Origin of the sequence: Burkholderia sp. KBS0801, assembly GCF_005937855.2 — a bacterium.
Taxonomy (GTDB): Bacteria; Pseudomonadota; Gammaproteobacteria; order Burkholderiales; family Burkholderiaceae; genus Burkholderia; species Burkholderia ambifaria.
The window spans coordinates 1,276,348-1,302,980 of record NZ_CP042177.1 but is presented as its reverse complement, the minus strand read 5'-3'; the positions used below and the strand labels follow the sequence as shown (position 1 = coordinate 1,302,980).

General features: G+C 67.2%; 24 protein-coding genes. 6 read left to right on the top strand and 18 right to left on the bottom strand.

What is annotated here, in order from left to right:
* Positions 1 to 40: 40 nt before the first annotated feature.
* The 5 genes from pstS to FFI87_RS06345 all read right to left on the bottom strand — a co-directional run bounded on the left by pstS (position 41) and on the right by FFI87_RS06345 (position 6,621).
* Positions 41 to 1,075, bottom strand: coding sequence for a phosphate ABC transporter substrate-binding protein PstS (gene pstS / locus FFI87_RS06370; protein ID WP_105833742.1), 1,035 nt, complete (start codon positions 1,073 to 1,075; stop codon positions 41 to 43).
* Between the two features lie 458 nt (positions 1,076 to 1,533).
* Entirely contained in the window at positions 1,534 to 2,889 is a 1,356-nt protein-coding gene (gene glmM / locus FFI87_RS06360; RefSeq protein WP_138847952.1) for a phosphoglucosamine mutase, read from the bottom strand.
* A gap of 36 nt (positions 2,890 to 2,925) precedes the next feature.
* A complete protein-coding gene (gene folP / locus FFI87_RS06355; protein ID WP_175756112.1) occupies positions 2,926 to 3,867 on the bottom strand; it encodes a dihydropteroate synthase in 942 nt (313 codons plus the stop codon).
* Between the two features lie 28 nt (positions 3,868 to 3,895).
* Positions 3,896 to 5,791 (bottom strand): ATP-dependent zinc metalloprotease FtsH, encoded by a 1,896-nt coding sequence (gene ftsH / locus FFI87_RS06350; protein WP_011656500.1) that lies wholly within the window; start codon positions 5,789 to 5,791, stop codon positions 3,896 to 3,898.
* Between the two features lie 167 nt (positions 5,792 to 5,958).
* Positions 5,959 to 6,621 (bottom strand): RlmE family RNA methyltransferase, encoded by a 663-nt coding sequence (locus FFI87_RS06345; RefSeq protein ID WP_012363552.1) that lies wholly within the window; start codon positions 6,619 to 6,621, stop codon positions 5,959 to 5,961.
* Between the two features lie 193 nt (positions 6,622 to 6,814).
* Here FFI87_RS06345 and FFI87_RS06340 point away from each other — a divergent pair, with 193 nt between their 5' ends.
* Complete coding sequence (locus tag FFI87_RS06340; protein WP_012363551.1) at positions 6,815 to 7,342, top strand: YhbY family RNA-binding protein; 528 nt, start codon at positions 6,815 to 6,817, stop codon at positions 7,340 to 7,342.
* A 64-nt stretch (positions 7,343 to 7,406) separates the two neighbouring features.
* Here the strand turns inward: FFI87_RS06340 and FFI87_RS06335 are convergent, their stop codons facing one another.
* From FFI87_RS06335 to gloB, 8 genes are all read right to left on the bottom strand, one after another.
* Complete coding sequence (locus tag FFI87_RS06335) at positions 7,407 to 7,865, bottom strand: DUF4149 domain-containing protein (protein WP_059523468.1); 459 nt, start codon at positions 7,863 to 7,865, stop codon at positions 7,407 to 7,409.
* Between the two features lie 14 nt (positions 7,866 to 7,879).
* Positions 7,880 to 8,356 carry a transcription elongation factor GreA gene (gene greA, locus FFI87_RS06330; RefSeq protein ID WP_006758682.1) on the bottom strand — a complete coding sequence of 159 codons (477 nt, stop codon included), beginning with the start codon at positions 8,354 to 8,356 and terminating at the stop codon, positions 7,880 to 7,882.
* 118 nt (positions 8,357 to 8,474) lie between these two features.
* Complete coding sequence (carB, locus tag FFI87_RS06325) at positions 8,475 to 11,729, bottom strand: carbamoyl-phosphate synthase large subunit (protein ID WP_012363549.1); 3,255 nt, start codon at positions 11,727 to 11,729, stop codon at positions 8,475 to 8,477.
* Between the two features lie 60 nt (positions 11,730 to 11,789).
* The gene (leuE, locus tag FFI87_RS06320; protein WP_138847954.1) at positions 11,790 to 12,461 is read right to left on the bottom strand and encodes a leucine efflux protein LeuE; all 672 of its coding nucleotides are present in this window, start codon (positions 12,459 to 12,461) and stop codon (positions 11,790 to 11,792) included.
* A 37-nt stretch (positions 12,462 to 12,498) separates the two neighbouring features.
* The gene (carA, locus tag FFI87_RS06315) at positions 12,499 to 13,644 is read right to left on the bottom strand and encodes a glutamine-hydrolyzing carbamoyl-phosphate synthase small subunit (RefSeq protein ID WP_006750298.1); all 1,146 of its coding nucleotides are present in this window, start codon (positions 13,642 to 13,644) and stop codon (positions 12,499 to 12,501) included.
* Positions 13,645 to 14,007: 363 nt separating this feature from the next.
* Positions 14,008 to 15,240 carry an MFS transporter gene (locus FFI87_RS06305; RefSeq protein WP_138847955.1) on the bottom strand — a complete coding sequence of 411 codons (1,233 nt, stop codon included), beginning with the start codon at positions 15,238 to 15,240 and terminating at the stop codon, positions 14,008 to 14,010.
* 159 nt (positions 15,241 to 15,399) lie between these two features.
* The gene (locus FFI87_RS06300) at positions 15,400 to 16,989 is read right to left on the bottom strand and encodes a transglycosylase SLT domain-containing protein (RefSeq protein ID WP_012363546.1); all 1,590 of its coding nucleotides are present in this window, start codon (positions 16,987 to 16,989) and stop codon (positions 15,400 to 15,402) included.
* Between the two features lie 151 nt (positions 16,990 to 17,140).
* Positions 17,141 to 17,992, bottom strand: coding sequence for a hydroxyacylglutathione hydrolase (gene gloB, locus FFI87_RS06295; RefSeq protein WP_138847956.1), 852 nt, complete (start codon positions 17,990 to 17,992; stop codon positions 17,141 to 17,143).
* An 18-nt stretch (positions 17,993 to 18,010) separates the two neighbouring features.
* Here gloB and FFI87_RS06290 point away from each other — a divergent pair, with 18 nt between their 5' ends.
* From FFI87_RS06290 to dnaQ, 3 genes are read left to right on the top strand one after another with little or no spacing between them, the layout of a single operon-like run.
* Positions 18,011 to 18,823: a class I SAM-dependent methyltransferase gene (locus FFI87_RS06290; RefSeq protein WP_006750294.1), complete on the top strand. Its 813-nt coding sequence runs from the start codon at positions 18,011 to 18,013 to the stop codon at positions 18,821 to 18,823.
* Complete coding sequence (rnhA, locus tag FFI87_RS06285; protein ID WP_006758689.1) at positions 18,820 to 19,263, top strand: ribonuclease HI; 444 nt, start codon at positions 18,820 to 18,822, stop codon at positions 19,261 to 19,263. The genes FFI87_RS06290 and rnhA overlap by 4 nt, the downstream gene beginning before the upstream one ends.
* 38 nt (positions 19,264 to 19,301) lie before the next feature.
* Positions 19,302 to 20,036, top strand: coding sequence for a DNA polymerase III subunit epsilon (dnaQ, locus tag FFI87_RS06280; RefSeq protein WP_138847957.1), 735 nt, complete (start codon positions 19,302 to 19,304; stop codon positions 20,034 to 20,036).
* 52 nt (positions 20,037 to 20,088) lie between these two features.
* On the opposite strand, the gene FFI87_RS06275 is transcribed toward dnaQ, so the two are convergent.
* A complete protein-coding gene (locus FFI87_RS06275; protein ID WP_011656489.1) occupies positions 20,089 to 20,421 on the bottom strand; it encodes a YnfA family protein in 333 nt (110 codons plus the stop codon).
* A 539-nt stretch (positions 20,422 to 20,960) separates the two neighbouring features.
* Here FFI87_RS06275 and proP point away from each other — a divergent pair.
* Positions 20,961 to 22,442, top strand: a complete 1,482-nt coding sequence (proP, locus tag FFI87_RS06265) for a glycine betaine/L-proline transporter ProP (RefSeq protein ID WP_138847958.1) — start codon at positions 20,961 to 20,963, stop codon at positions 22,440 to 22,442.
* 113 nt (positions 22,443 to 22,555) lie between these two features.
* Here the strand turns inward: proP and FFI87_RS06260 are convergent, their stop codons facing one another.
* A complete protein-coding gene (locus FFI87_RS06260) occupies positions 22,556 to 22,750 on the bottom strand; it encodes a hypothetical protein (RefSeq protein WP_138847959.1) in 195 nt (64 codons plus the stop codon).
* Positions 22,751 to 23,102: 352 nt separating this feature from the next.
* Entirely contained in the window at positions 23,103 to 23,732 is a 630-nt protein-coding gene (locus FFI87_RS06255; protein ID WP_138847960.1) for a glutathione S-transferase family protein, read from the bottom strand.
* Positions 23,733 to 23,916: 184 nt separating this feature from the next.
* Between FFI87_RS06255 and FFI87_RS06250 the strand changes: the two genes are divergently transcribed.
* On the top strand, positions 23,917 to 25,140 hold the full coding sequence (locus tag FFI87_RS06250) for a polyhydroxyalkanoate depolymerase (protein WP_138847961.1): 1,224 nt from the start codon (positions 23,917 to 23,919) through the stop codon (positions 25,138 to 25,140).
* Here FFI87_RS06250 and FFI87_RS06245 read toward each other — a convergent pair.
* Together FFI87_RS06245 and FFI87_RS06240 are read right to left on the bottom strand one after the other, a co-directional pair.
* Entirely contained in the window at positions 25,127 to 25,798 is a 672-nt protein-coding gene (locus FFI87_RS06245; protein ID WP_138848495.1) for a phosphoribosyltransferase, read from the bottom strand. The genes FFI87_RS06250 and FFI87_RS06245 overlap by 14 nt on opposite strands.
* 179 nt (positions 25,799 to 25,977) lie before the next feature.
* Positions 25,978 to 26,499, bottom strand: a complete 522-nt coding sequence (locus FFI87_RS06240; RefSeq protein ID WP_012363539.1) for a phospholipase D-like domain-containing protein — start codon at positions 26,497 to 26,499, stop codon at positions 25,978 to 25,980.
* Positions 26,500 to 26,633 lie beyond the last annotated feature (134 nt).

The window sequence follows — 26,633 nt, the reverse complement described above, 5'->3', positions numbered from 1 at the left end:
TGCCCGACCGGCACGGCCGGGCAGTGAACCGCTGCAATGCTTACTCCGCGGCGACCGGCTTGCCCGATGCGTCCGTGACCTTCGTCTTCCACTGCTTGCGGATTTCCGCCTCGACTGCCGGCGGCAGCGAGATGTAGTCCAGGCTGTCGGCCGCCTTCTCGCCGTTCTTGAACGCCCAGCTGAAGAACTTCAGCGTTTCGGCGCCCTGCTCCGGCTTGTCCTGCTTCGCGTGCAGCAGCACGAACGTCGCGCCGACGACCGGCCATGCATCCTTGCCCGGCTGGTTCGTCAGGATCTGGTAGAACGACTTCGACCAGTTCGCGCCGGCCGCGGCGGCCTTGAACGTTTCCGTCTTCGGCTCGACCACCGTGCCCGTCGAATTCTTCAGCGCGGTGTAGACCATGTTGTTCTTCTTTGCGTACGCCCACTCGACGTAGCCGACCGCGCCCGGCAGGCGCTGCACGAAGGCCGCGACGCCGTCGTTGCCCTTGCCGCCCGTGCCCGTCGGCCAGTTGACCGTCGTGCCTTCGCCGACCTTCGACTTCCACTCGTCGTTCACCTTGGACAGGTAGTTCGTCCAGATGAAGCTCGTGCCCGAGCCGTCAGCGCGGCGAACGACCGCGATGTCCGTGTCCGGCAGCTTGACCTTCGGGTTCAGTGCAACGATCGCCGGATCGTTCCACTTCTTGATCTTGCCGAGGTAGATGTCGCCGAGCACCGGGCCCGACAGCGTCAGTTCGCCGGCCTTAACGCCCGGCACGTTGACGACCGGCACCACGCCGCCGACCACCGTCGGGAACTGGAACAGGCCTTCCTTCGCGAGCTCTTCATCCTTCAGCGGAGCGTCCGAACCGGCAAAATCGACCGTCTTCGCATTGATCTGCTTCAGGCCGCCCGACGAACCGATACCCTGGTAGTTCACCTTCGCGCCGCCGGACTGCTGGTAGTCGGCAGCCCATTTCGTATAGATCGGCATGGCGAACGTGCTACCTGCGCCCGTGATGTCGGCAGCGTGCGCGGCAACGGCGAAAAGCGCGCCAGCCAGGCCGGCAATCGCGGTTTGCATCAATTTCATGAGACCTCCAGTGTGTGAGCGGATGACTACGGCACCGCGAAGGTTAGGGGCTCCTCATGACGATAATGTGACAAACGATGAAACTGGCGTGACAGTAACATGACTGGTTGAAAGGGTGTAGTCGGGGTGGTGCGATGGGCCGCGGAGGCCACGCGCGGCGGGGACGGCGGCAAGAATTGCCGGTCCGGCAAGGACGGTGTGGACACCCTTCGGACGAGTGTGCGGGCGATCATGTCGCGCGGCGAAAAACAGGCGGGCCATGCCCTGCTCTGCACGTCGCTTCTGCTCAGGGTCGGATGATTTCTTCTGTCAGATGAAATCCGCGCCGAAGCCCCTTCTATTTAATAGCGCAAACCTTTGCGTCTGATGAATTGCGGCACCCGAAGGCGCCGCAGGTCGATTCATCGCAGCGGCAGCGCGCGCTCGCCCGGAGCGTCGCGCGCTGTCGCAGGTTCGGCTCAGCTCGTCGCGATCCGCACCGCGTCGGCGATCGCTTCCGCGTGGCGGGTCGCGTCGGCCGCCTGCTGCGCCTCCACCATCACGCGCAGCACGGGCTCGGTGCCCGACGCGCGGATCAGCACGCGGCCGCTGCCGGCGAGCGCGCCTTCGGCCGCGTCGATCGCCGCGCGAATCGACGCGCTGCCCTTCCAGTCCGCGCCCGGCTTCATCCGCACGTTGATCAGCTTCTGCGGGAACAGCGTGACGCCGTCCAGCATCTGCGCGAGCGTGCGGTCGCTGCGCTTGAGCGCGGCGAGCACGAGCAGCGCCGACACGATGCCGTCGCCGGTCGAATGGCGGTCGAGCGACAGGATGTGGCCCGAGCCTTCCGCGCCGAGCTGCCAGCCGCGTTCGCGCAACTGCTCGAGCACGTAGCGGTCGCCGACCGCCGCGCGCACGAACGGCACGCCCTCGCGCTGCAACGCGACCTCGACCGCGAGGTTCGTCATCAGCGTGCCCACCGCGCCGTCGACCTTGCCGGCCGTCGCGATGCGGTCCTTCACGAGCACGTAGAGCAGCTCGTCGCCGTTGTACAGCCGGCCCGTCGAATCGACGACCTGCAGGCGGTCCGCATCGCCGTCGAGCGCGATGCCGAGATCCGCATGGTTCGCACGCACCGCGCGCACGAGCGCGTCGGGCGCCGTCGCGCCGACGCCATCGTTGATGTTGAAGCCGTTCGGCGCGACGCCGATCGGGATCACGTCCGCGCCGAGTTCGTGGAACACGTGCGGCGCGATCTGGTACGCGGCGCCGTGCGCGCAATCGATCACGAGCTTCAGCCCGCGCAGATCGTACGCGGCCGGGAACGTGCTCTTGCAGAACTCGATGTAGCGGCCGGCGGCGTCCTCCAGGCGGCGCGCCTTGCCTAGCCGGTCCGACGATGCGCATTCGAGCGGCTTGTCGAGCCACGCTTCGATCGCGGCTTCGGTATCGTCGGGCAGCTTGTTGCCGTCCGCGGAGAAGAACTTGATGCCGTTGTCCTGATACGGGTTGTGCGATGCGCTGATCACGACGCCGGCCGACAGGCGCAGCGCGCGCGTCAGGTATGCGACGCCCGGCGTCGGCATCGGGCCGGCCAGCATCACGTCGACGCCGGCCGCCGAGAACCCGGCCTCGAGTGCGGCCTCGAGCATGTAGCCCGACACGCGCGTGTCCTTGCCGATCAGCACCGTCGGACGCGCACCGGCCGCGACGTCGGCCGTGCCGGCCAGTACCTTGCCGGCCGCATAGCCGAGACGCAACACGAAATCAGGCGTGATGGGCGCCTCGCCTACCGTGCCGCGAATGCCGTCCGTGCCGAAATATCGACGTCCCATGGCGAATCTTCCTCCTTCGTCTTTCTGAATTCTGACTTATCGTTGCCGCGCGGCTTCGCGCACGGCGTTCCAGACCTTCAGCGCGTCGACCGTCGCCGCGACGTCGTGCACACGCACGATCGCGGCGCCGCGCCCGACTGCGCACAGCGCGGCCGCCACGCTTGCCGCGACGCGTTCCGTCGGCGGCTTGCCGCCGATCACCGCGCCGAGCATCGACTTGCGCGACATGCCCGCGAGAATCGGATACGCGCGCCCGTCGGGCCGCGCGGGCGCCGTGTCCGGCAATGCGGCCAGCAGCGCGTAGTTGTCGTCGACCACCGCCTTGCCGAAGCCGAAGCCCGGATCGACGCAGATCCGCTCCGGCGCGATGCCCGCGTCGCGCAGCGCCTGCGCGCGCCCGGCGAGAAAGTCGCGTACGTCGGTCACGACGTCGCCGTAATCGGGCTCGCCGACCTGCATCGTCTGCGGCTCGCCGAGCATGTGCATCGCGCACAGCCCGCTGTTGCCCTCGCGCACCGCGTCGATCGCACCCGGCTGGCGAAACCCCCAGATGTCGTTGATCAGGTCGGCGCCGGCCGCGAGCGCCGCGCGCATCACGGCCGGCTTGTAGGTGTCGATCGACAGCGGCACGTTCAGCGGCCGCAGCGCTTCGACGAGCGGGATCACGCGCGCGAGTTCCTCGTCGAGCGGCACCGGCGGCGCGCCGGGACGCGTCGACTCACCGCCGATGTCGATCAGGTCGACGCCTTCGGCGATCATCCGCTCGGCCTGGCGCAACGCATCGTCGCGCGCGAGGAAGCGGCCGCCATCGGAAAACGAATCGGGGGTTGCGTTCAGGATGCCCATCACGAGCGGGCGTTCGAACGTCAGCGAGAAACGGCCGCACTGGAGCGGCGCGGGGATGAACGCGGAAACAGCGGAATCGGACACGGGCGGGAGGCGTTGATGAATGCAAAACGGGCCGGTGTGAAGCCACACCAGCCCGTGAACGGTGCTACAGCGGCGCTCAGGCCGGCGAAGCAGGCGCCGGCGCGTTGGCCGGCTTCACTTCGGCGGTCGTGCCACCACCCGACGAGTCGCCGCCGACAGCCGGCGAGCTCTTCGGCGAGCGCGGCGGACGCCCTTCCATGATGTCGTTGATCTGATCGGCGTCGATCGTTTCCCACTCCATCAGTGCGGCCGTCATTGCCTCGACCTTGTCGCGGTTCTCTTCGAGCAGGCGGCGCGCAAGGTTGTACTGTTCGTCGAGCACGCGACGGATTTCACCATCGACCTTCTGCTGCGTCGCTTCCGAGATCGTGCGCGTGAAGCCGCGGCCGAACGGACCGTTGTCGCTCTCGTCGTCGACGTAGACCATCGGCCCGAGGGCGTCGGTCATGCCGAAACGGGCCACCATCGCGCGTGCCGTCTGCGTCGCCTTGTTGAAGTCGTCCGACGCGCCGGTGCTGATCAGGTTAAGGAACAGCTCCTCGGCCACGCGGCCACCGAACAGGATCGCCAGGCGATCGAGCAGGTAGTCCTTCGAGTACGTCTCGTTGTCATGCTCGGGCAGCTGCCACGTGACGCCCAGCGCGCGGCCGCGCGGGATGATCGTGACCTTGTGTACCGGGTCGGCCTTCGGCAGCAGCTTCGCGATCACCGCGTGACCCGACTCGTGGTAAGCCGTCGCGCGCTTCGCTTCTTCGCGAATCACCGCCGACTTGCGCTCCGGACCCATGAAGATCTTGTCCTTCGCGTCCTCGAAATCCTGCATCTCGACGATGCGCTTGCCGCGACGTGCGGCGAACAGCGCCGCTTCGTTCACGAGGTTCGCGAGATCGGCGCCCGAGAAACCCGGCGTGCCGCGCGCGATGACCGCTGCATCGACGTCGTTCGCGATCGGCACCTTGCGCAGGTGCACGCGCATGATCTGCTCGCGGCCGCGGATGTCCGGCAGGCCGACATAGACCTGGCGGTCGAAACGCCCCGGACGCAGCAGCGCCTTGTCGAGTACGTCGGAACGGTTGGTCGCGGCGATCACGATCACGCCGGAGTTCGCCTCGAAGCCGTCCATCTCGACCAGCATCTGGTTCAGCGTCTGCTCGCGCTCGTCGTTGCCGCCGCCCATGCCGGCGCCGCGATGACGACCGACCGCGTCGATTTCGTCGATGAACACGATGCACGGTGCGTGCTTCTTCGCCTGCTCGAACATGTCGCGCACACGGGCCGCGCCGACACCGACGAACATTTCGACGAAATCAGAACCCGAGATGCTGAAGAACGGCACCTTCGCTTCACCGGCGATCGCACGGGCGAGCAGCGTCTTGCCGGTACCCGGAGGGCCGACGAGCAGCACGCCGCGCGGGATGCGCCCGCCCAGCTTCTGGAATTTCTGCGGATCGCGCAGGAAGTCGACGAGCTCGGACACTTCTTCCTTCGCTTCGTCGCAGCCCGCGACGTCGGAGAAGTTGACCGCGTTGTTGTTCTCGTCGATCAGCCGCGCGCGCGATTTCCCGAACGAGAATGCGCCGCCTTTGCCGCCCCCCTGCATCTGCCTCATCATGTAGAACCAGAACACGATGATCAGGATCGTCGGCCCGAGGTAATACAGCGCGGACATCAGTGCGTTCGGCTCGTCGTCCGCCTTGCCGCTGACCTGCACGCCGTACTTCATCAGGTCACCGACCATCCAGATGTCGCCGGGCGACACGATCTGGTATTTCTGGCCATCAGACGGAGTGACGGTGAGGTTGCGCCCCTGCACGATGACGTTCTTGACCTTGCCGTTCTTGGCGTCGTCCATGAACTGCGAATAGGACACACCTTCCTGGACGCGGGGCTTGTCGAACTGCTTGAACACCGTAAACAGCACCAGTGCGATCACCAGCCACACTGCTGCCTTCGAAAACATATTGTTGTTCAAAGCACCACTCCTTCACTCGTAGACGAGCGCCTACATTTTCCTTGCGGCGCTCCTCGGTCATTCTAATCCAGTCCGACCACCCCTGCCATAAGCATTGACAACCGCCGCGATAGCGCTTCGCTTGTCTGGCAAGGGCCGGAGCCCGTTTGCGGCACCGCGCTCCGCGTTCACCGCGGTTGCTTCAGCTGCCGGCCCAAAATGAATGTTTCGGACGATTTGTCGCGCGACGCCTTCGGCTTGCGGGGCGCGACCACCTTAAACTGCTGCTTGAACTTCTCGACGATCTGGCTGTAGCCGCTGCCGTGAAAGCATTTCACGAGCAGCGCACCATCCGGCTTCAGATGGTTCTGCGCGAATTCGAGCGCCAGATCGCACAGATGCTCGATGCGTGCTGCGTCCGCCGAGGCTACGCCGGAGAGGTTGGGGGCCATGTCGGAAATAACAAGGTCCACCGCGCGACCTTCGAGAACATCTTCGAGCTGCCGGAGGACGTCGTCCTCGCGGAAATCGCCCTGGATGAAGTGGACGTCGGCGATCGGCTCCATCGGCAGCAGGTCAAGCGCGATGATCGTGCCGTCGATGCCGCCTTCGCGTTGCGTGTCGCGCTTCTTGCCCTGCGCGAGCTTGTTGCGGGCATACTGGCTCCAGCTGCCCGGCGTCGCGCCGAGGTCGACGATCACCTGGCCCGGACGGATCAGCTTGTCCTGCTCGTCGATTTCCTTCAGCTTGTACGCGGCGCGCGCGCGATAGCCCTCCCGCTGCGCCATTTTGACGTACGGGTCGTTGATGTGGTCGTGCAGCCAGTGCTGGTTGAAGCGGTTTTTTGCCATTCGAGAGAGAGATTGCTGCTATTTGCTTCGTGAAGCCGTGCTTTTGGCGGATAATACGCGTCTTCTTCGCGCGGCTGCGGCCCCTTTCGAGGCCCAAGCCGCGATTTTACGTGGTTTCGGCGCGCGGCTGATGCGGTAACTTCCCGCGATTCGCTTCTGACGCAGCGCCCCTTATCTAGATTTCGACATTTCCATGCCCGCCCTTTCGCTTTCCCCCGCCGAGCGCTCCGCGCTGCGCTCCCAGGCCCATGCGCTCAAGCCCGTCGTGCTGATCGGCGCCGAAGGGCTCACCGACGCAGTGCTGAAGGAAATCAAGGTGCACCTCGCCGCGCACCAGCTGATCAAGATCCGCGTATTCGGTGACGAGCGCGACGAGCGCGTCGCCATTTACGACGAGATCTGCGACCGCCTGAGCGCCGCGCCGATCCAGCACATCGGCAAGCTGCTGGTGATCTGGAAGCCCGAGGCCGCCGTGGCAACCCCGGCCCGCGGCCGTCGTGCCGGCACGCTGCCGAGCGCGGCCGAAGCGAGCGACGACAGGAAAGGCCGCGCACCGCGCACCGTCAAGGTCGTCAAGGTGTCGCCGAACGCGAGCCCCGTGCGTCGCCCGAAGCCGACCAAGGTCGTCGTGCGCGGCAACGAGCGCGTGACGGCGGGCGGCACGGTGAAGCGCGCGAAAAAGCGTCAGGCGAGCACGAAGCGGCCGCACCAGGACAAGTAATCCTGCCGGGCGGCACGGGGCATCCCGTGCCCTGCCCGTGCGGCGCTCAGGCTGTTCAGGCCGTTCAGGCGTCGCGCGCCGGCAGACGCCAGATCAGCATCAGCCCCAGCACGCTCTCGACGAGATAGAACAGGCTCGAGACGCCGTGCAGCATCCCGAAGCGGCTCGCGTAAGGCGAGTTCGCGATATCGGTGCCCGCTTCCATCGCGGCCACGCGCAGCGCGTTCATGAACGGCTGCAGCGCAAAATACCCGACCAGCACGCACGCGACCATCGCCGCGACGATCCAGCGCACGCGACGATAATCGCCGCTGCCGCGCCGCACCTGCTGATTCGACAGCGCGAGCAGCAGCACGCCGCACACGACACCGAGGATCGCCTCGATGCGAAACAGCTGGGCGGCGACCGAACCGGCCGTCATCCGCTCCAGCGTCTTGAACAACACGGGTGCGACCGCATACCCGATCGTCAGCAGGCTGCCGACCCACACGGCCGACAGCAGACGGAACACGCGATGCGGCATCACGTCGCCCGGCTTCAGATGTAGCTGACGGAAATGATTTCGTACTCGCGCACGCCGCTCGGCGCCTGCACGGCCGCGACGTCGCCTTCGGACTTGCCGATCAGCGCGCGTGCGATCGGCGAGCTGACCGAGATCAGGCCGTGATCGATATCGGCTTCGTCGTCGCCGACGATCTGATACTTGACGGTGTCGCCCGACTCGAGATCCTCGAGTTCGACCGTCGACGCGAAGACCACGCGGCCCTCGGCATCGAGCACGGTGGGGTCGATGACCTGCGCGGCGGACAGCTTCGATTCGAGTTCCGCGATACGGCCCTCGATGAAGCCCTGCTTTTCCTTCGCTGCGTCGTATTCGGCGTTTTCGGACAGATCACCCTGTGCGCGGGCCTCCGCGATCGCGTTGATCACGGCCGGCCGCTCGACGGACTTGAGGCGCTGCAATTCATCGCGCAGTTGCTCTGCGCCACGCTTTGTCAACGGAATGGTGCTCATAAACGGCTCAATCGATAATAACGGCTATAAAAAAAATCACCGCGATTAAGCGCATTTCCGGTGAACCGGAAACACCGCTTAACCGCGGCACGTGTTGCTTCGACAGGAAACTGACTGCTTAGTTTAGGCGAGCGTGAAGACCTTGTAAATCATAGACTTCCAGATCCTTCAGGTAGCGCAAGCCTTCGACGGCCGCGCGCGCGCCCGACATCGTCGTGTAGTACGTGACCTTGTGCGCCTGCGCGCTCATGCGGATCGAACGCGAATCGGCGATCGCCTGGCGCGTCTCGTCGACCGTCGTGAACACGAGTGCGATCTCGCCGTTCTTGATCATGTCGACGATGTGCGGACGGCCGTCCTTCACCTTGTTGACGACCTTCACCGGCACGCCGGCCGCTTCGATTGCGGCAGCCGTGCCCTTGGTCGCGACGATCGGGTAGCCGAGGTCGTGCAGCATGCGCGCGACTTCGACCGCCTTCGGCTTGTCGGCGTCCATCACGGTCAGCAGCACCGTGCCCGACTCCGGCAGGCGCGAACCGGCCGCGAGCTGCGACTTGAACAGCGCTTCGCCGAACGTCTGGCCGACACCCATCACTTCGCCGGTCGAACGCATTTCAGGCCCGAGGACCGGATCGACGGTCGGGAACTTGACGAACGGGAACACCGCTTCCTTCACGCTGAAGTACGGCGGCTCGACTTCCTTCGTCACGCCCTGCTGCGCGAGCTTCTGGCCGACCATCGCGCGCGCCGCGATCTTCGCGAGCGGCAGGCTGGTCGCCTTCGACACGTACGGCACCGTGCGCGAGGCGCGCGGGTTCACTTCGAGCACGTAGATGATGTCCTGCTTCGAACCGTCCGCCTGCGGTACCTGCTGGATCGCGAACTGTACGTTCATCAGGCCGACCACGTTCAACGCCTTCGCCATCGCACCCGTCTGGCGCTTCAGCTCGGCCACGGTTTCCTTCGACAGCGAGTACGGCGGCAGCGAGCATGCCGAGTCGCCCGAGTGGACGCCCGCCTGCTCGATGTGCTCCATCACGCCGCCGATGAATACCGCTTCACCGTCGCAGATGCAGTCGACGTCGCATTCGATCGCGTCGTTCAGGAAGCGGTCGAGCAGCACCGGCGAATCGTTCGACACCTTCACGGCCTCGCGCATGTAGCGCTCGAGGTCGCGCGGCTCGTGGACGATTTCCATCGCGCGGCCGCCCAGCACGTACGACGGGCGCACGACGAGCGGGTAGCCGATTTCGGCCGCCAGCGCGAGCGCTTCTTCTTCGGCGCGCGCGGTGCGGTTCGGCGGCTGGCGCAGGCCGAGGTCCTGCAGCAGCTTCTGGAAGCGTTCGCGGTCTTCGGCCGCGTCGATCATGTCCGGCGACGTGCCGACGATCGGCACGCCATGCGCCTCGAGGTCGAGCGCGAGCTTCAGCGGCGTCTGGCCGCCGTACTGGACGATCACGCCGACCGGCTTTTCCTTGTCGACGATTTCCAGCACGTCCTCGAGCGTCAGCGGCTCGAAGTACAGGCGGTCGGACGTGTCATAGTCGGTCGACACCGTTTCCGGGTTGCAGTTGACCATGATCGTTTCGTAGCCGTCCTCGCGCATCGCGAGGGCCGCGTGCACGCAGCAGTAGTCGAACTCGATGCCCTGGCCGATCCGGTTCGGGCCGCCGCCCAGCACCATGATCTTCTTGTTGGTGGTCGGCTGCGCCTCGCACTCTTCCTCGTAGGTCGAGTACATGTACGCGGTTTTCGTCGCGAACTCGGCCGCGCAGGTGTCGACGCGCTTGTAGACCGGGCGCACGTTCAGTTCCACGCGGCGCTTGCGGACGTCTTCCGGCGTCGCGCCGAGCAGCTTCGCGAGGCGTCGGTCGGAGAAGCCGCTCTGCTTCAGGAAGCGCAGCTCGTCGAACGTCAGCGACGCGAGCGTGCGGCCCGACAGCGCCTTTTCCTTCAGGATGATCTGCTCGATCTGCGCGAGGAACCACGGATCGATCGCGGTTTCCGCGAAGATCTCTTCGGCCGTCATGCCGATACGGAATGCATCGCCGACGTACCAGATGCGATCCGGGCCCGGCTCGTGGATCTCGATCGCGATCTCGTCGCGGTCTGTCGACTTCTCGTCGAGACCGTCGACGCCGACTTCGAGGCCGCGCAGCGCCTTCTGGAACGATTCCTGGAACGTGCGGCCGATGGCCATCACTTCGCCGACCGACTTCATCTGCGTGGTCAGGCGCGAATCGGCTTCACGGAACTTCTCGAACGCGAAACGCGGAATCTTCGTGACGACGTAGTCGATCGTCGGCTCGAACGACGCCGGCGTCTGGCCACCGGTGATTTCGTTCTTCAGCTCGTCGAGCGTGTAGCCGACCGCCAGCTTCGCCGCGACCTTCGCGATCGGGAAGCCGGTCGCCTTCGACGCGAGCGCCGACGAACGCGACACGCGCGGGTTCATCTCGATGACGACCATGCGGCCGTCCTTCGGGTTGATCGAGAACTGCACGTTCGAGCCGCCCGTGTCGACGCCGATCTCGCGCAGCACCGCGAGCGATGCGTTGCGCAGGATCTGGTATTCCTTGTCGGTGAGCGTCTGCGCCGGCGCGACCGTGATCGAGTCGCCGGTGTGCACGCCCATCGGGTCGAGGTTTTCGATCGAGCACACGATGATGCAGTTGTCGGCGCGGTCGCGCACGACTTCCATCTCGTATTCCTTCCAGCCGAGCAGCGACTCCTCGATCAGCAGTTCGCGCGTGGGCGACAGGTCGAGGCCGCGCTTGCAGATCTCTTCGAACTCTTCGCGGTTGTACGCGATGCCGCCGCCCGAGCCGCCGAGCGTGAACGACGGACGGATCACGACCGGATAGCCGCTGCCGCCGGTGTACGCCATGATCTCGGCGTGCACCTGGGTCGCTTCTTCCATCGAGTGCGCGATGCCCGACTTCGCGGAGCCGAGACCGATCTTGGTCATCGCGTCCTTGAACTTCTGGCGGTCTTCCGCCTTGTCGATCGCTTCCGGCGACGCGCCGATCAGCTCGACGCCGAATTTCTCGAGCACGCCGTGGTGATGCAGGTCGAGCGCGCAGTTCAGCGCGGTCTGGCCGCCCATCGTCGGCAGGATCGCGTCCGGGCGCTCCTTCTCGATGATGCGCGCGACGACTTCCCACGTGATCGGCTCGATGTACGTGACGTCGGCCGTGTTCGGGTCGGTCATGATCGTCGCCGGGTTGCTGTTCACGAGGACGACCTTGTAGCCCTCTTCACGCAGCGCCTTGCAAGCCTGCGCGCCCGAATAGTCGAACTCGCAAGCCTGGCCGATGATGATCGGGCCGGCGCCGATGATGAGGATGCTTTTGATGTCTGTGCGTTTTGGCATGGCTTGTGAATTCAGTAAGTAATCTTTGTCGTGGCGTTGTCGCGGGTCGGCCGGCTGCGCTCAACTCATGGTGGCGAGCGCGAGCTTCACCGAGAAACCGATGAACAGGCCGCCCACGCTGCTCGCCGCGCCCGCCGCGAGCTTGCGGCGGCGGCGGAAATGCTCGGCGAGCCGCGCGCCCGCGAAGATCAGCGTGCTCAGGTACAGGAAGCTCGCGCATTGCGCGATCGCCCCGAGCACGACGAACGACAGCGCGGGATGCGGGAATGCCGGGTCGACGAACTGGATGAAGAACGAGATGAAGAACAGGATCGCCTTTGGATTCAGGAGGCTCACGATCAGCGCCTTGCGGAACGGCTGGTCGAAAGACCGCTCGCCGTCGACCCCGAGCGGCGCGTCGGCCGGCGCATCGGCGCGTGCGCGCAGCTTGCGCCACGCGCCGCGCAGCATCCCGGCGCCGATGTACAGCAGATACGCTGCGCCGCCGTACTTGACGACGGAGAACAGCAGCGGATTCGCCTTCAGCAGCGACGCGACGCCCGCGGCGGACAGCACCATCAGCACCGTATCGCCGACGAACACGCCGCAGGCCGCGCGATAGCCGGCCTTCACGCCGCGCTGCGCGGCGAGCGACAGCACGTACATCGAGTTCGGCCCCGGCAGCAGGATGATGAAGATCACGCCGAACACGTAGGTCCAGATATCCGTGATGCCGAGTGCGTGGCCGAACATGATGCGAATCTCCCGTTCTTCGGTTGCTTCAGTGGCGTCAGGCGTTGCGCTGCTGCGCCGCGTCCATCAGGGCGGTGAAACGGTCGAACAGATAGCCGATGTCGTGCGGGCCGGGCGACGCTTCCGGGTGGCCCTGGAAGCAGAATGCCGGCTTGTCGGTCAGCTCGAAGCCCTGCAGCGTGCCGTCGAACAGCGACACGTGCGTCACGCGCGCGTTGGCCGGCAGCGAATCCGCGTCGACCGCGAAGCCGTGGTTCTGCGACGTGATGACCACGCGGCCGTCGCCGAGATCCTTCACCGGATGGTTCGCGCCGTGGTGGCCCGTCTTCATCTTCAGCGTCTTGGCGCCGACCGCGAGGCCCATGATCTGGTGGCCGAGGCAGATGCCGAAGGTCGGCACGCCGCGCTCGATGAATTCCTTCGTGGCCGCGATCGCGTAGTCGCACGGCTCCGGATCGCCGGGGCCGTTCGACAGGAAGATGCCGTCCGGATTCAGCGCGAGCGCGTCGGCCGCGCTGGCCTGCGCCGGCAGCACCGTCACCTGGCAGCCGCGCTCCGCGAGCATGCGCAGGATGTTGTACTTGACGCCGAAATCGTACGCGACGACGCGGTACTTCGGCGATTCCTGCATCCCGTAGCCGCCTTCGAGGCGCCATTCGGTCTGCTTCCACTCGAACGGCTTGGTAGTCGACACGACCTTCGCGAGATCCATGCCGGCGAGGCCCGGGAACGAGCGCGCGAGCTCGATCGCCTTCGCCTCGTCGTCCGAACCGGCCAGGATGCAGCCGTTCTGCGCGCCCTTGTCGCGCAGGATACGGGTCAGCTTGCGGGTATCGATGCCGGCGATCGCGACGACGCCTTCGTCGCGCAGGTAGTCGCCGAGCGTGCGGTCCATGCGGAAGTTCGATGCGAGCGTGGGCAGATCACGGATGATCAGGCCGGCGGCATGGACTTTCGTGGCTTCGACGTCTTCGGCATTGATGCCGACGTTGCCGATATGCGGGTAGGTGAGCGTGACGATCTGACGCGCGTAGCTCGGATCGGTCAGGATTTCCTGATAGCCGGTAATCGCGGTATTGAACACGACTTCACCGATCGTATGGCCTTCGGCCCCGATCGAATAACCACGAAAGACCGTGCCGTCGGCGAGTGCAAGCAAGGCGGGAGAAAAAGACGGCAACACGGGAGGCTCCTTGGGGAACACCCTGCTGCCGACCTGTTTACCCTGCCGCGCGAGCGCCGCGCTGCGTGGGCGCGCGGAGTCGCTAGCTGGACGCGACCTGCGTTGTCGAGACGCGAACCCGGCGCGTGGCGCACGAGGCTTCGCGGCATCGCCCGACAGGCGGCGTGCGGCGGATGAACGGGATGAGTGAGGTAGGCGCTAGGGTGCGAGGTTGATCAGCACAAACTTTCAAATTATAGCCCGAAAATGGCCCTATCTTCAATTGATATGGCCGTCCGATCATGCATGCGGCGCGTCTGACACTGCGGCGACCGCGTGCCGCGCGCGCTGCTGCGGCCCCGTTTGCGCAGGCCGCCCTACCCGTCAGCGTACCGCCGGATCACCCTGCTTGCCAGCGCCGCGCTCGGGCCACGCGTACCAGACCGCGCTCGCGAGTTGCAGCGCGAGCAGCGCGCTCCACGCGCTGACGTGCGCGGTGGCCGGGTAATGGCCGTCGATCGCCGGCCAGTACGACAGCACCGCGCCGATGCCGATCTGGAACGCAAAGATCAGCACGAAGATCACGAGCGTGAGCGTCGTGTTCGCGCGGCCGATCAGATGGGCCGGGAAATGACGGGCCAGCACCGCATAGGTCAGAATCCCGACGCCGCCGAACATTCCGTACGCCGCCCATAGTACGGCCGGCGGCAGCGGGACGCGTGCGACGATTGCCGCTTGCGTCGCGACGAACAGCGCCATGCCGACGCCGCAAAACGCCTGGACGGACACCCCGCGCCGCTCGAGCATGCGCGCCGCCGCGCCGAAGCCGACGCAGCCGGCCATCATCGCGAAGCCGAGCACCGACACGAGCTGCGCAGCGTGCTGCGCATCGAACCCCGCGACATCGCGCAGGTACGGCCCGACCCACAGCGACTGCATCGCGTAGAACACGCCCTGCGTGACGACCGAGAACGACGAGATCTTCCAGAATGCGCGGCTGCTCAGGATGTGCCAGGTGCCCTTGAACTGGCTGACGAGCCCGCCCTGGTGGCGTGGCTGTTCGGCTTCCGGCGCGCCGAAGCCGATCGCCGCGGCGACGATGATCGTCAGCACCGAGAGGCCACCGCAGATCGCGCGCCAGCTCACGAGCCCGAGCAGCCAGGTCAGCGGCGAGCCGACCGCGACGCCGCCGAGGCCGCCGACCGCCATCACGAGACCGTTGAGGAGCGGCAACCGGCCGACGGGAAAATGCTGCGCGAGCGCCTTGAACGCCGCACCGAGGCACACCGATACGCCAACGCCGATCAGGAGCCGGCCGATCATCATCGTGCCGAGGTCGTGCGCGACGCCGAACACCGCGGCACCGGCGGCTGCGAACAGCAGCATCCCGGCCGTCACGCGGCGCGGGCCGAAATGGTCGAGCAGCACGCCGGCCGGAATCTGCGCGCCGGCGAAGCCGAGGAAATAGAGGCTGGTGAGCAGCCCGAGATCGGCGGCCGACAGCCCGAGCTCGTGCGTGACGAACGGCGCGAAGCCGAGATTGACGCCGCGGAACACGTACGACACGAAATACCCGAGCGCAAACAGCGCGAGCACCCTCGCCTGCACCGATGACATCGCCTCTCCTTGTTATTCCACGTCCCGCGCGACAGCGGCCGCGCCGCCGCGCACAAATGAAAACGCCGTCACCTCGGTGACGGCGTTGCCTCGCGTTTCGTCGGATGATAACGCAATCGCGCGGCCCGGTTGGACCGCCGCGTTGCGACCGCGATCGCGTTACTTCTTCTTGCTCTTGCTGGCAGCAGCCTTGGCCGGCGCCGCCTTCGCGGGGGCCGCCCTCGCGGGGGCCGCCTTCGCCGCGCGGGCCGCCGGCTTCGCGGCAGCGTGCTTCGCGCCACGCGACTTGCCGCCGACGGACAGGCTCGCGCGCTCGATATGCGCACCGGCCGCCGACGTCGCGATCCGCTCCGGACCCGGCTCGGCCGGCACCGCGCGACCGACCGGCACGTGCAGCACGAGCGCCTGGCCCGGCATCACCATATCGCGATGCGTGCGGTTCCATGCCTTCAGCTGGCCGACCGACACGCCGTAGCGGCCGGCGAGTGCGGCCATCGACTGCTTGCGGCGCACGCGGATCAGCATCTTGCGCGTGTCGGGCACGTCCGGCTCCATCGCGAGCACGCCATTTTCGGCGACGTCCGCGCTGATGTCCTCGTCGTCGTCGTCGCCACGCGGCACGACGATCGTCGAACCCGGTTTCAGGCGCATGCCGGCCGGAATCTTGTTGATCGACATCAGCGTATCGGCGTCGACACCGATCTTCTCGGCGATCGCGGCCGGACGCGCGCGCTCGCTGACCGTGTAGGTGGTCCACGACGACAGCTGGCCGTTGTGCGCCTTCAGGTTCTTCTCGAACGCCGCTGCATTGTCGAACGGCAGCAGGATCTGCGGCTCGGTCGCGCCGAGGATCACCGGCTTCGAGAACGACGGGTTCAGCGAGCGGAATTCGTCGAGCGACAGGTTCGCGAGCTTCGCGGCCACCGCCACGTCGATGTCGCGCGACGTCGTGACCGTCACGAAATACGGGTGGTTCGGGATGTCCGGCAGCGCGAGGCCGTACTGCTGCGGGCTTGCGATGATGTTCTTCACCGCCTGCAGCTTCGGCACGTAGTTGCGCGTCTCGTTCGGCATCCGCAGGCTCTGGTAGTCGGTCGGCAGGCCGGCCGCCTGGTTGCGCGCGATCGCGCGCTGCACGTTGCCCTCGCCCCAGTTGTAGGCGGCCAGCGCCAGATACCAGTCGCCGAACATGTCATGCAGACGCGACAGATAGTCGAGCGCGGCGCTCGTCGACGCGAGCACGTCGCGGCGCTCGTCCTGCCACATGTTGCGCTTCAGGTTGTACGTGCGGCCCGTGCCCGGCATGAACTGCCACATGCCGGCCGCCTTCGCGACCGACAGCGCCTGCGGGTTGTACGCGGATTCGATGAACGGCAGCAGCGCGAGCTCGGTCGGCATGTGGCGCGCCTCAAGTTCCTCGACGATGTGATACAGGTACTTCTGCGAGCGCTCGGTCATGCGCTGCACGTAATCGGGACGCTGCGTGTACCACGTCGTCTGCATGTCGACGAGGTCGCTCTGCAGGTCGGGCATCTGGAAGCCGCGACGGATGCGGCCCCAGAGATCGGAGTCCGCACTGGTCAGGTCGCCGACGGATTGCTTGTCGACGTCGACAGTTTCTTTGGCAGTGGCTGATTTACGGAGGTAGGTGGACGTCGCCTGCGAATCGGCGGCGTTGTTGGCGACAGGAGCCTGGCTCGCACAAGCGGCGAGCAGCAGGACCACCATCGCACTCAATATAAGTCGCATGAAAATCTCGGCTTCCGACGGCTGGAAATTGCAGGCGATACTACGGAAGTGCGTGCTTCACGTCAATAAAAACACCGAAAACTCAGCGAAATCCTACATTTGGAGCAATTTTTACAGGCGCCACCTGAGGTTTGGAGTCCTCCGGAATGCGTCATCGGAAACGATTTTTCCACTCGCGCATCAGCCTGAATGCCGCCAGACGATCCGGCACCCTTTCGTGCAGCTCGGCCTCGAGCGTCGCATGGATCGCCGCGCTGTCCGCGCGCATGAACGGGTTCACGGCACGTTCGTGCGCGATCGTGGTGGGGAGCGTCGGCACGCCACGCGCGCGCAGCGCCTGCGCGTCGTCGCGCCACGCGGCGAGCGCTGCATTGCCCGGCTCGCACGCGAGCGCGAAGCGGATGTTCGACAGTGTGTATTCGTGTGCGCAATGCACGCGCGTGTCGCCGGGCAGCGCCGCGAGCGCGTCGAGCGATGCGAGCATCTGCGCGGGCGTGCCTTCGAACAGGCGGCCGCAGCCGCACGAGAACAGTGTGTCGCCGCAGAACACGTGCGGCGTGGCCGCGCCTTGGCCGGCCTTGCCTGCGCCGGCCGCGCCTGCGCCGGCCGCGCCTGCGCCGGCCGCCTGGAAATACGCGATGTGGCCGCGCGTGTGACCGGGCACGTCGAGCACGTCGAACGCGAGCGCCGGTGCGTCGAGCGTCACGCGATCGCCGCCCGCGAGCGGCCGCGTGACCACGCCGATCGCCTCGGCTGCGGGGCCGTAAACCACGAGCGGCGCATCGTCCGGTTGGCTATCTCGCAGTGCGGCGACACCGCCGACATGGTCGGCGTGGTGGTGCGTGAGTAAAATAGCGGTCAACCGCCAGCCGCGTTCCGCAAGAACACGGCGTACCGGCGCGGCTTCACCCGGATCGACGGCGATCGCATCGCGGCCGTCCGACACGAGCCAGATGTAGTTGTCTTCGAATGCCGGCACCGGCACGTATTCCAGCTCGTTCATGGGCGCGCAATCAACGTTATGTCCGATCCACAAATTATAGACTGGCCCGCCTGGACCGACTCGCCGCCCGGCCGCTACGTGCTGGGCTGGGAGCAGGCGCAGCTCGACCGGATCGTGTCCGACGTATTCGGGTTTCACGCGCTCCAGCTCGGCCTGCCGCAGCTCGACGCGCTGCGCGAGAACCGCATGCCGTATCGCGGCCTCGTGCTCGATCCGGCGAGCGGCGCGAGCGCGCCCTACCAGTATCCATGGGCGCGCGAGGCGCGCGGGCCCGAACATGCGCCGGCCGATCGCAGCACGACGTGGTGCGACCTGCTCGACCTGCCGTTCGAGTCGCAGAGCGTCGACCTGATCGTGATGCCGCACACGCTCGAATTCACGTCCGACCCTCACCGCCTGCTGCGCGAGGCCGAGCGCGTGCTGATGCCGGAAGGCCAGCTCGTGATCACCGGGTTCAATTCGCTGAGCCTGTGGGGCATGCGGCAATCGTTCGGGCGCATGGCGAACCGCCCGTTCGTGCCGGCCGCGCGCGACCAGATCGCGTTCATCCGGCTCAAGGACTGGATCAAGCTGCTCGGCTTCGATCTCGAGCGCGGCCGCTTCGGCTGCTACCGGCCGCCGCTCGTCACCGACAAATGGCTCGCCCGCTACGGCTTCATGGAAGCCGCCGGCGACCGCTGGTGGCCGATCTTCGGCGCGGTCTACATGGTCACGGCCGTCAAGCGCGTGCGCGGCATGCGCCTCGTCGGCCAGATCAAGATGAAAAAGCCCGTGCTCGCGCCGGGCCTCACGCCGGCGGCCACCCCGACCACCCATCAAGAACACTCATGACCACCGACACCATCGACATTTATACCGACGGCGCCTGCAAGGGCAACCCCGGCCCCGGCGGCTGGGGCGCCCTGCTGCGCTACGGCGACCGCGAAAAAGAGCTGTTCGGCGGCGAGCCCAACACGACCAACAACCGCATGGAGCTGATGGGCGTGATCGGCGCGCTCGAAGCGCTCAAGCGGCCGTGCCGCGTGATCGTCCATACCGACTCGCAGTACGTGCAGAAAGGCATCAGCGAGTGGATCCACGGCTGGAAGAAAAAAGGCTGGGTCACCGCGGCGAAGACGCCGGTGAAGAACGCCGACCTGTGGAAGCGGCTCGACGCGCTCGTCGTACAACACGAGATCGAGTGGCGCTGGGTGAAGGGCCACGCCGGCCATCCCGAAAACGAACGTGCGGACGCGCTCGCGAATCGCGGCGTCGAATCGCTCGTGGCCTGAATCCAGGCCACCCTATTGTCTTTCCCGATTTATCCGACATGCGCCAGATCATTCTCGATACCGAAACCACCGGCCTGAACCCCCGCACGGGCGACCGCCTGATCGAAATCGGCTGCGTCGAGCTGCTGAACCGGCGGCTCACCGGCAACAACCTGCACATCTACGTGAACCCCGAGCGCGACAGCGATCCGGGCGCACTGGCCGTGCACGGCCTCACCACCGAGTTCCTGAGCGACAAGCCGAAGTTCGCGGAAGTCGTCGACCAGATTCGCGACTTCGTGAAAGGCGCCGAGCTGATCATCCATAACGCGCCGTTCGACCTCGGATTTCTCGACGCCGAATTCGCACGGCTCGACCTGCCGCCGTTCACCGAGCATTGCGGCGGCGTGATCGACACGCTCGTGCAGGCCAAGCAGATGTTCCCCGGCAAGCGCAACTCGCTCGACGCGCTGTGCGACCGGTTCGGCATCAGCAACGCGCACCGTACGCTGCACGGCGCACTGCTCGACTCGGAGCTGCTCGCCGAGGTCTATCTCGCGATGACGCGCGGCCAGGACAGCCTCGTGATCGACATGCTCGACGACGCAGGCGCCGATGGCGGCGCGGCGAACGGCCAGCGCGTGTCGCTCGCGTCGCTCGCCCTGCCGGTTCTCGCGGCAAGCGACGACGAGCTCGCCGCCCACCAGACCCAGCTCGACGAGCTCGACAAGTCGGTCAAGGGCACCTGCGTGTGGCGCCAGTCCACCGAGGTGGATACCGCCGAAGCCGCCTGACGCGGCGTCCTCCGCGTCTCGAAAGTCTCGAAAGTCCCGCCTGCAGCCGCGCTTACGCGCGCGGCTGCAGCGCGATGACAGCCATCCCGCCGAGCGCGAGCACCGCGCCCGCCGCATCCCAGCGCGTCAGCGCGACGCCGTCGACCACCCGCAGCCAGATCAGCGCCACCGCGATATACACGCCGCCGTACGCCGCGTACGTGCGCCCCGCGGCGCTCGGGTGCAGCGTCAGCAGCCACGCGAACAGCGCGAGCGACAACGCGGCCGGCACCAGCAGCCACACGGGCCGCCCGCCCTTCAGCACGAGCCACGGCAGGTAGCAGCCGACGATTTCGGCCAGCGCGGTGACGGCGAACAGCGCCGCGATCTTCATCAATTCGGTCATCCGGTTCCTCGTGAATTCTCCTGTCGCCCGGCGGGCCGCGCGACGCCGCCGCGCGCCGCCGATCATACCGGAGCCGAGCGCGCCGGAACCCCCGCCCCACGGGGGATTCCGGGCAATTTGCACGATCGTCTGTCATCGTGCTATCATGTCGCCTGTTTCAACATTCAATCTCTGTCTATTCGATTTCGAGAGAAGTCCGCCCGCGCGTTGCGGGCCGGTGCTTCGACCGGAATTGCATCCACAGGAAAGCCCGCCCGACAGGCCCGCTTTTCTCGTTTCGTTGCCCCTCCGGGGCAGTTGCCGGAACGCCGGACCCCGTCCGCACCGGCATCCGCCGCTCGCATCACGCGGCCCATTCTTCATGAGCGCACCGTCGCGACGGCCCATCGGGCCCGCGTCGAAGCAATCCCTTACGGCCTCTTGCTGCCCCCAGTGCAGTAAGCGCTTAAAGGCTTGCCCCGACGCGCAGCACACGACATCGCGCTCGCCGGCAAACCGTGTCGGACGGCTCGCCCGTTCCGGCGCAGTCAAAGGAGTGCATGACCTTGACCGCAACACACGTCAGCCCGACCGCTGCTTCTTCCTCCGCTTCGTCCGAGGCCCCGCTCGCCGCGGACGACATTACCGTCGTCGACCAGAGCCTGCTCAAGCGCGCCGTCAGCGCGATGGCCATCGGCAATGCGATGGAATGGTTCGACTTCGGCGTCTACAGCTATATCGCCGTCACGCTCGGCAAGGTGTTCTTCCCGTCGAGCAGCCCGTCCGCGCAGCTGCTCGCGACCTTCGGCACGTTCGCAGCCGCGTTCCTCGTGCGCCCGCTCGGGGGCATGGTGTTCGGCCCGCTGGGCGACCGCATCGGCCGCCAGCGCGTGCTCGCCGCGACGATGATCATGATGGCCGTCGGCACCTTCGCGATCGGCCTGATCCCCAGCTACGCGTCGATCGGCATCATGGCGCCCGTGCTGCTGCTCGTCGCCCGCCTCGTGCAGGGCTTCTCGACCGGCGGCGAATACGGCGGCGCCGCCACCTTCATCGCCGAATTCTCGACCGACAAGCGCCGCGGCTTCATGGGCAGCTTCCTCGAGTTCGGCACGCTGATCGGCTATGTGATGGGGGCCGGCGTGGTCGCGCTGCTCACCGCGTCGCTGTCGCAGGAAGCGCTGCTGTCGTGGGGCTGGCGCGTGCCGTTCCTGATCGCGGGCCCGCTCGGCCTGATCGGCCTGTACATCCGGATGAAGCTCGAGGAGACGCCGGCGTTCAAGCGCCAGGCCGAAGAGCGCGAAGCGCAGGACAAGGCCGTGCCGAAGACGCGCTTTCGCGAAACGCTGCTGCGCAACTGGCGCGCGCTGCTGCTCTGCGTCGGCCTCGTGCTGATCTTCAACGTGACCGACTACATGGTGCTGTCGTACCTGCCGAGCTTCATGTCGTCGACGCTGCACTTCGACGAATCGCACAGCCTCGTGCTGGTGCTGATCGTGATGGTGCTGATGATGCCGCTGACGCTCGCCGCCGGCCGCCTGTCGGACAAGATCGGCCGCAAGCCCGTGATGCTGGCCGGCTGCGTCGGCCTGCTGGTGCTGTCGATCCCGTCGATGATGCTGATCCATGCGGGCACCACCGCGTCGGTGTTCAGCGGGCTGCTGATCCTCGGCGTGCTGCTGTCGTGCTTCACCGGCGTGATGCCGTCGGCACTGCCGGCGCTGTTCCCGACCGAGATCCGCTACGGCGCGCTCGCGATCGGCTTCAACGTGTCGGTGTCGCTCTTCGGCGGCACGACGCCGCTCGTCACCGCGTGGCTCGTCGACGTGACCCACAACCTGATGATGCCCGCGTACTACATGATGGGCGCCGCCGTGATCGGCATCGTGTCGGTCGTCGCGCTCGCCGAAACCGCGCGCCAGCCGCTCAAGGGCTCGCCGCCGGCCGTCGCGTCGCATCGTGAAGCCCACCAGCTGGTGCGCCAGCTGCGCGAGGAAGAGGACACGGAGATCTACGGCGTCGTGTCGGCCGCCCGTGCCTGAGCGCCATGAATGAAAAAGCCCCGGCCGAAGCCGGGGCTCGATCGAATCCGATCGGCCCGACCGGCGCTTGCGCCGGCCGGGCTTTTTTTTTCGCCTGTGCGGCGCACCGGCGTTCATGCGTGCGCTTCGCCGTTGCCGGAGAAGATCAGTGCGCGCGAACGCGACATGGCAGCCTGCGCGCCGCGCGCGGCGACAATCAGGCCGACCTGGCCGAGATTGAAATCGCGCTCGACCATCAGCTGCGTCAGCGCGGCAAGCGGCAACACGACGGACGGGTGGTACAGGCTCGATTCGATCAGGGCTCTCATCTTCGGCTCCATCAGGCAATGCGTATTCGATGGAGTGGATTCTAGGGACCGGGTGCCTCCGGATAAACGGCACGAATGCGAAGTCACTTGTCAGCGGCCGAGAACAATCGGCCGGGCCTTGCCGGACGGGGCCGAGCGGGTCGCGAGGGGCGATCGGGGGACCATAAAACGGACGCACGCGCCGTGGTTTTGCGTACGCTGCGACGAACGGCCGGGGAAAACGGCCGGCCTGGCAGTCAAGGACCGCCCGGGGCGAGCCGCGCCGGACGCCGGCCCAGGTCCCGATGCGGCCCCACGCACGCCGGTCGCGCCCCGCCCCGTCGATCCCGCGCCGCCGCGAGCGACGCCGGCTTCAGTCGAGCGGCGTCTCGACGAACGCCGGCAGCAATTCCGCGCGCGCCGAATGCGCGGCGAGCGCCGGATAACGGGCCGGATCGATCCGCGCGAGCGCCGGGTAATCGGCGGTCATGAACTGCGTGAAACGCCATGCGACGGCGACGGTCACGTCGGACTGCAGCAGGCGCGCGCCGCCGAGCCAGCCGTTCGCGGCCGCGACGAGCGGCTCGAGTTCGCCGTACGCGGCCTCGAGCTGGCTCAGCACCCGCTCGAGCCACGGTGCGTGCTGCTTGTCGGCCGGCCGCAGCGCCTGCTCGTACACGACCTGCACCGTCTTCTCGGCCGCCGCCAGCGCGAAACCGACCGGCACGAGCGCGCGCAGCCGCGCGTCGGCGGCGTCGGGCAGCAGGCGCCGCTCCGGCGCGACGCAATGGTCGAGGTAATCGACGATCAGCGACGAATCGATCAGCGTCGTGCCGTCGTCGGTCACGAGCGTCGGCGCCTTCACGACCGGGCTGAACGTCCGGAACCGGTCGAAGTGGCGGAACACCGAGACCGACTCGTGTTCGAACGGCAGGTCGAGCAGCCTCGCCGATATGGCGACACGGCGCACGAACGGGGAATCCAGCATGCCGATCAGCTTCATTGCAAAGCTCCGCTTGAGGGGAATGGGAGCGACGACTGTAGCAGCGCCGTGCGTCGTCGCCTAGCGCGACGCATGCCCCGCTGCATGCTTGATCCACGTCACCCGGTGACGATTTTTTCGACACCCGCTGTGCGGCCGGAGTGACCATAATGCAGATTCACGCCCCTTCCGCGCCAGGTTTGCCATGTGGTATGCCGTCGTCGAGCAGCAGCGGGAATGGATGCGCGCGTGGCGCGAAGCGACGCGTCACGCGTTCGACGTGTGGCCTGCCGCGACGCTGCCGCACGCCGCGTCGTCGTGCTACGACGACCTGTTCGAGCCGCTGCTCGGGCCGGCCGTGGGGCCGCCGCGCTTCGAGATCCGGCGGCCGGCCGTCGACGAGCGGATCATCGCGCGCACGCCGTTCTGCCAGTTGCGGCGCTTCGCGCGCGACGACACCCGGCGCACGATGTTGCTGTGCGCGCCGCTCGCCGGTCACGCGGCCGTGGTGATGCGGGAGACCGTCGAGGCGCTGCTCGCGGACGGCGACGTGTGCGTGACCGACTGGGTCAATGCGCGCGACGTGCCGCTCGCGGCCGGCCGCTTCGGGCTCGACGAATACGTGGCGACGCTCGACGGCTTCGTCGACGCGCTCGCCCGCGCCGCCCGGCCGCTGCACGTCGTCGCCGTGTGCCAGGCCACCGTGCCCGCGCTCGGCGCCCTCGCGCTGCGCGCCGCGCGCGGCCTCGCGCCGCCCGCGAGCGTCACGCTGATCGGCGGCCCGCTCGACGCACGCGTCAACCCGAGCGCGCTCGGCACGACCGCCGCGTCGCGTTCGCTCACGTGGTGCCGCCGCCATCTGATCGACATCGTGCCGCCCTGCTTCCCCGGCCGCGGCCGGCATGTGTTCCCGACCTATCTCCAGCAAGGCGAAATCGCGCTGCTGTATCCGCAACGCTTGCTGACGCTGATCGAGGAGTACGCGCGCGCCGCGTCGCGCTTTGACCTGACGGCGCTGGCGGACGCGCGGCGCGCGCTGCGCGAATACACGGCGCTGCTCGACATGCCGGCCGAATACTTTCTCGATACCGTCGATATTGTGTTCCAGCGAATGTGTTTGCCGAACGGCACGTGGGACGTCGGCGGCCGGCACGTCGAGCCGGCCGCGCTGCGCGGCGTTTTGCTGCTGACGGTGGAAGGCCGTTGCGACGCCGTCACCGGCGCCGGCCAGACGCATGCGGCGCTCGACATGTGCGGCGGCCTCGCGGCGGGCGAGCGCCATCGTGTCGATATCGACGATTGCGATCACTACGGGCTGTTCACGGGCGACCGCTGGCGCGGTGACGTCCATCCGGCGCTGCAGCGGGTGTTCGCGCAGGCCGAAGCCGCTCGGCCGGCAGCGCGCCGGCGCCGGGTCAGGCGGACGTGATGTCGTCGTCCTGCGCGCGGGACGCCTCGAGCAGCGCACGCACCTCGTCGTCCCCGGTCTGGTCGAAACGCGCATAGAACTGGCTGATCCCGAAGAAAAGATACGGCTGCGACACCGTCACGAACGCGTCGGCCAGACCGTCGTCGAACACGTGCCGCGCGCCGGCCGGCGCGACCGGTGCGGCGGCCACGATGCGCGCGGGATGGCGCTCGCGCAGCGCCTGCAGCGCGACGCGCATCGATGCGCCGGTCGCGACGCCGTCGTCGACGACGATCGCGACGCGGCCGTCGACCGGCAGCGGCGCCCGGCCGCCGCGATACAGCGCGTCGCGGCGCTCCAGTTCGACGGTTTCGCGCGCGATCACGTCGGCCAGTTGGCCATCGGTCACGCCCATCGCGCGAATCGCCGCGTGTTGCAGATGGATCGCCCCGCCGGTCGCGATCGCGCCGATCGCGAATTCGGGATCGGACGGCATGCCGAGCTTGCGCACGACCAGCACGTCGAGCGGCGCGTGCAGCGCCAGCGCGACCTGGTATGCCACCGGCACGCCGCCGCGCGGCAGCGCGAGCACGACGACGTCGCGACGCCCCGCATAGTCGTGCAGCGCGTCCGCAAGCCGGCGACCCGCGTCGGCGCGATCGGCAAAACACTCGGTCACGATCGGCTCCCTGCGTGGCGCCGCATGCGTGATACCCGCGCCGGCGCCTGTCCAACGAGCATGGTTCATCGGACGCGCCGATGCAAGCGGGGTCACACCGGCGTCGGTGGCGTGCGGATTGCGGCCGGGGCTGGCCGCGCGGAAAGGGACGGTGGAGTTCGCCCGGGCGGGCTCGCCGGTCAGAGGCCGCCGGCCTGCCGGTACAGCCGCCAGAACGACTGCGCGTACGATTGCGCGAGCTCCGGCGCGCGCTGGAACACGTTCACCGTTTCCGCGCGCGCGGCGGCATCGTCGGACAGCGTCGTCAGCGCGACGCTGTCGTCGACGATCACGAAGCGCGGCGCCGGATCGCCGTGGCGCGAGTCGATCGCGACATCGATGCCGGCCGATTTCAGATAGCCTGCGCCGCTGTACTTGCCGGCACGCGACGAACGCACCAGCACGACCCGCACTTCGATCCCGCGCGAGCGCGCCGTACGCAGCGCGGCTGCGACCGCGGGCGGCACGTACGCATAGCCGGCCAGCAGCACGCGGCGCTGCGCTTGCCCGATCAGGTCGACGGTCGCGTCGGCCGCCGCATTGTCATACGAAAAGTACGTGCCGACCGACGCGGCGTCGGACGGAATCGGGCTGGCGTGGGCGCTCGCCGCGCAGCCGAGCGCGGCGAGGAGGAAGGCGGCTGGTCTCATGGCGGGCGCCATTGTAGCGACGCCAATTCGCGTGGCAAGCACCTGCTGAAAGGGTGCTGCGCCGGCGCAACACCCGCGGCGGAATGGCTATCTAACCGAGCGGTTTCCGAGTCGATTTGCCGCGTTGTCGGGGCGCTTGTGGGACG

What these genes read in the sequence shown, in the direction of transcription:
- pstS (WP_105833742.1), bottom strand. Translation starts at nt 1,075, where the DNA reads ATGAAATTGATGCAAACCGCGATTGCCGGCCTGGCTGGCGCGCTTTTC.
- glmM (WP_138847952.1), bottom strand. Translation starts at nt 2,889, where the DNA reads ATGGGACGTCGATATTTCGGCACGGACGGCATTCGCGGCACGGTAGGC.
- FFI87_RS06345 (WP_012363552.1), bottom strand. Translation starts at nt 6,621, where the DNA reads ATGGCAAAAAACCGCTTCAACCAGCACTGGCTGCACGACCACATCAAC.
- FFI87_RS06240 (WP_012363539.1), bottom strand. Translation starts at nt 26,499, where the DNA reads ATGGCGCCCGCCATGAGACCAGCCGCCTTCCTCCTCGCCGCGCTCGGC.
- leuE (WP_138847954.1), bottom strand. Translation starts at nt 12,461, where the DNA reads ATGTTCGGCCACGCACTCGGCATCACGGATATCTGGACCTACGTGTTC.
- gloB (WP_138847956.1), bottom strand. Translation starts at nt 17,992, where the DNA reads ATGAACGAGCTGGAATACGTGCCGGTGCCGGCATTCGAAGACAACTAC.
- rnhA (WP_006758689.1), top strand. Translation starts at nt 18,820, where the DNA reads ATGACCACCGACACCATCGACATTTATACCGACGGCGCCTGCAAGGGC.
- dnaQ (WP_138847957.1), top strand. Translation starts at nt 19,302, where the DNA reads ATGCGCCAGATCATTCTCGATACCGAAACCACCGGCCTGAACCCCCGC.
- FFI87_RS06340 (WP_012363551.1), top strand. Translation starts at nt 6,815, where the DNA reads ATGCCCGCCCTTTCGCTTTCCCCCGCCGAGCGCTCCGCGCTGCGCTCC.
- proP (WP_138847958.1), top strand. Translation starts at nt 20,961, where the DNA reads ATGACCTTGACCGCAACACACGTCAGCCCGACCGCTGCTTCTTCCTCC.
- FFI87_RS06335 (WP_059523468.1), bottom strand. Translation starts at nt 7,865, where the DNA reads ATGCCGCATCGCGTGTTCCGTCTGCTGTCGGCCGTGTGGGTCGGCAGC.
- FFI87_RS06300 (WP_012363546.1), bottom strand. Translation starts at nt 16,989, where the DNA reads ATGCGACTTATATTGAGTGCGATGGTGGTCCTGCTGCTCGCCGCTTGT.
- FFI87_RS06275 (WP_011656489.1), bottom strand. Translation starts at nt 20,421, where the DNA reads ATGACCGAATTGATGAAGATCGCGGCGCTGTTCGCCGTCACCGCGCTG.
- greA (WP_006758682.1), bottom strand. Translation starts at nt 8,356, where the DNA reads ATGAGCACCATTCCGTTGACAAAGCGTGGCGCAGAGCAACTGCGCGAT.
- FFI87_RS06250 (WP_138847961.1), top strand. Translation starts at nt 23,917, where the DNA reads ATGTGGTATGCCGTCGTCGAGCAGCAGCGGGAATGGATGCGCGCGTGG.
- FFI87_RS06290 (WP_006750294.1), top strand. Translation starts at nt 18,011, where the DNA reads ATGTCCGATCCACAAATTATAGACTGGCCCGCCTGGACCGACTCGCCG.
- carB (WP_012363549.1), bottom strand. Translation starts at nt 11,729, where the DNA reads ATGCCAAAACGCACAGACATCAAAAGCATCCTCATCATCGGCGCCGGC.
- FFI87_RS06255 (WP_138847960.1), bottom strand. Translation starts at nt 23,732, where the DNA reads ATGAAGCTGATCGGCATGCTGGATTCCCCGTTCGTGCGCCGTGTCGCC.
- FFI87_RS06305 (WP_138847955.1), bottom strand. Translation starts at nt 15,240, where the DNA reads ATGTCATCGGTGCAGGCGAGGGTGCTCGCGCTGTTTGCGCTCGGGTAT.
- FFI87_RS06260 (WP_138847959.1), bottom strand. Translation starts at nt 22,750, where the DNA reads ATGAGAGCCCTGATCGAATCGAGCCTGTACCACCCGTCCGTCGTGTTG.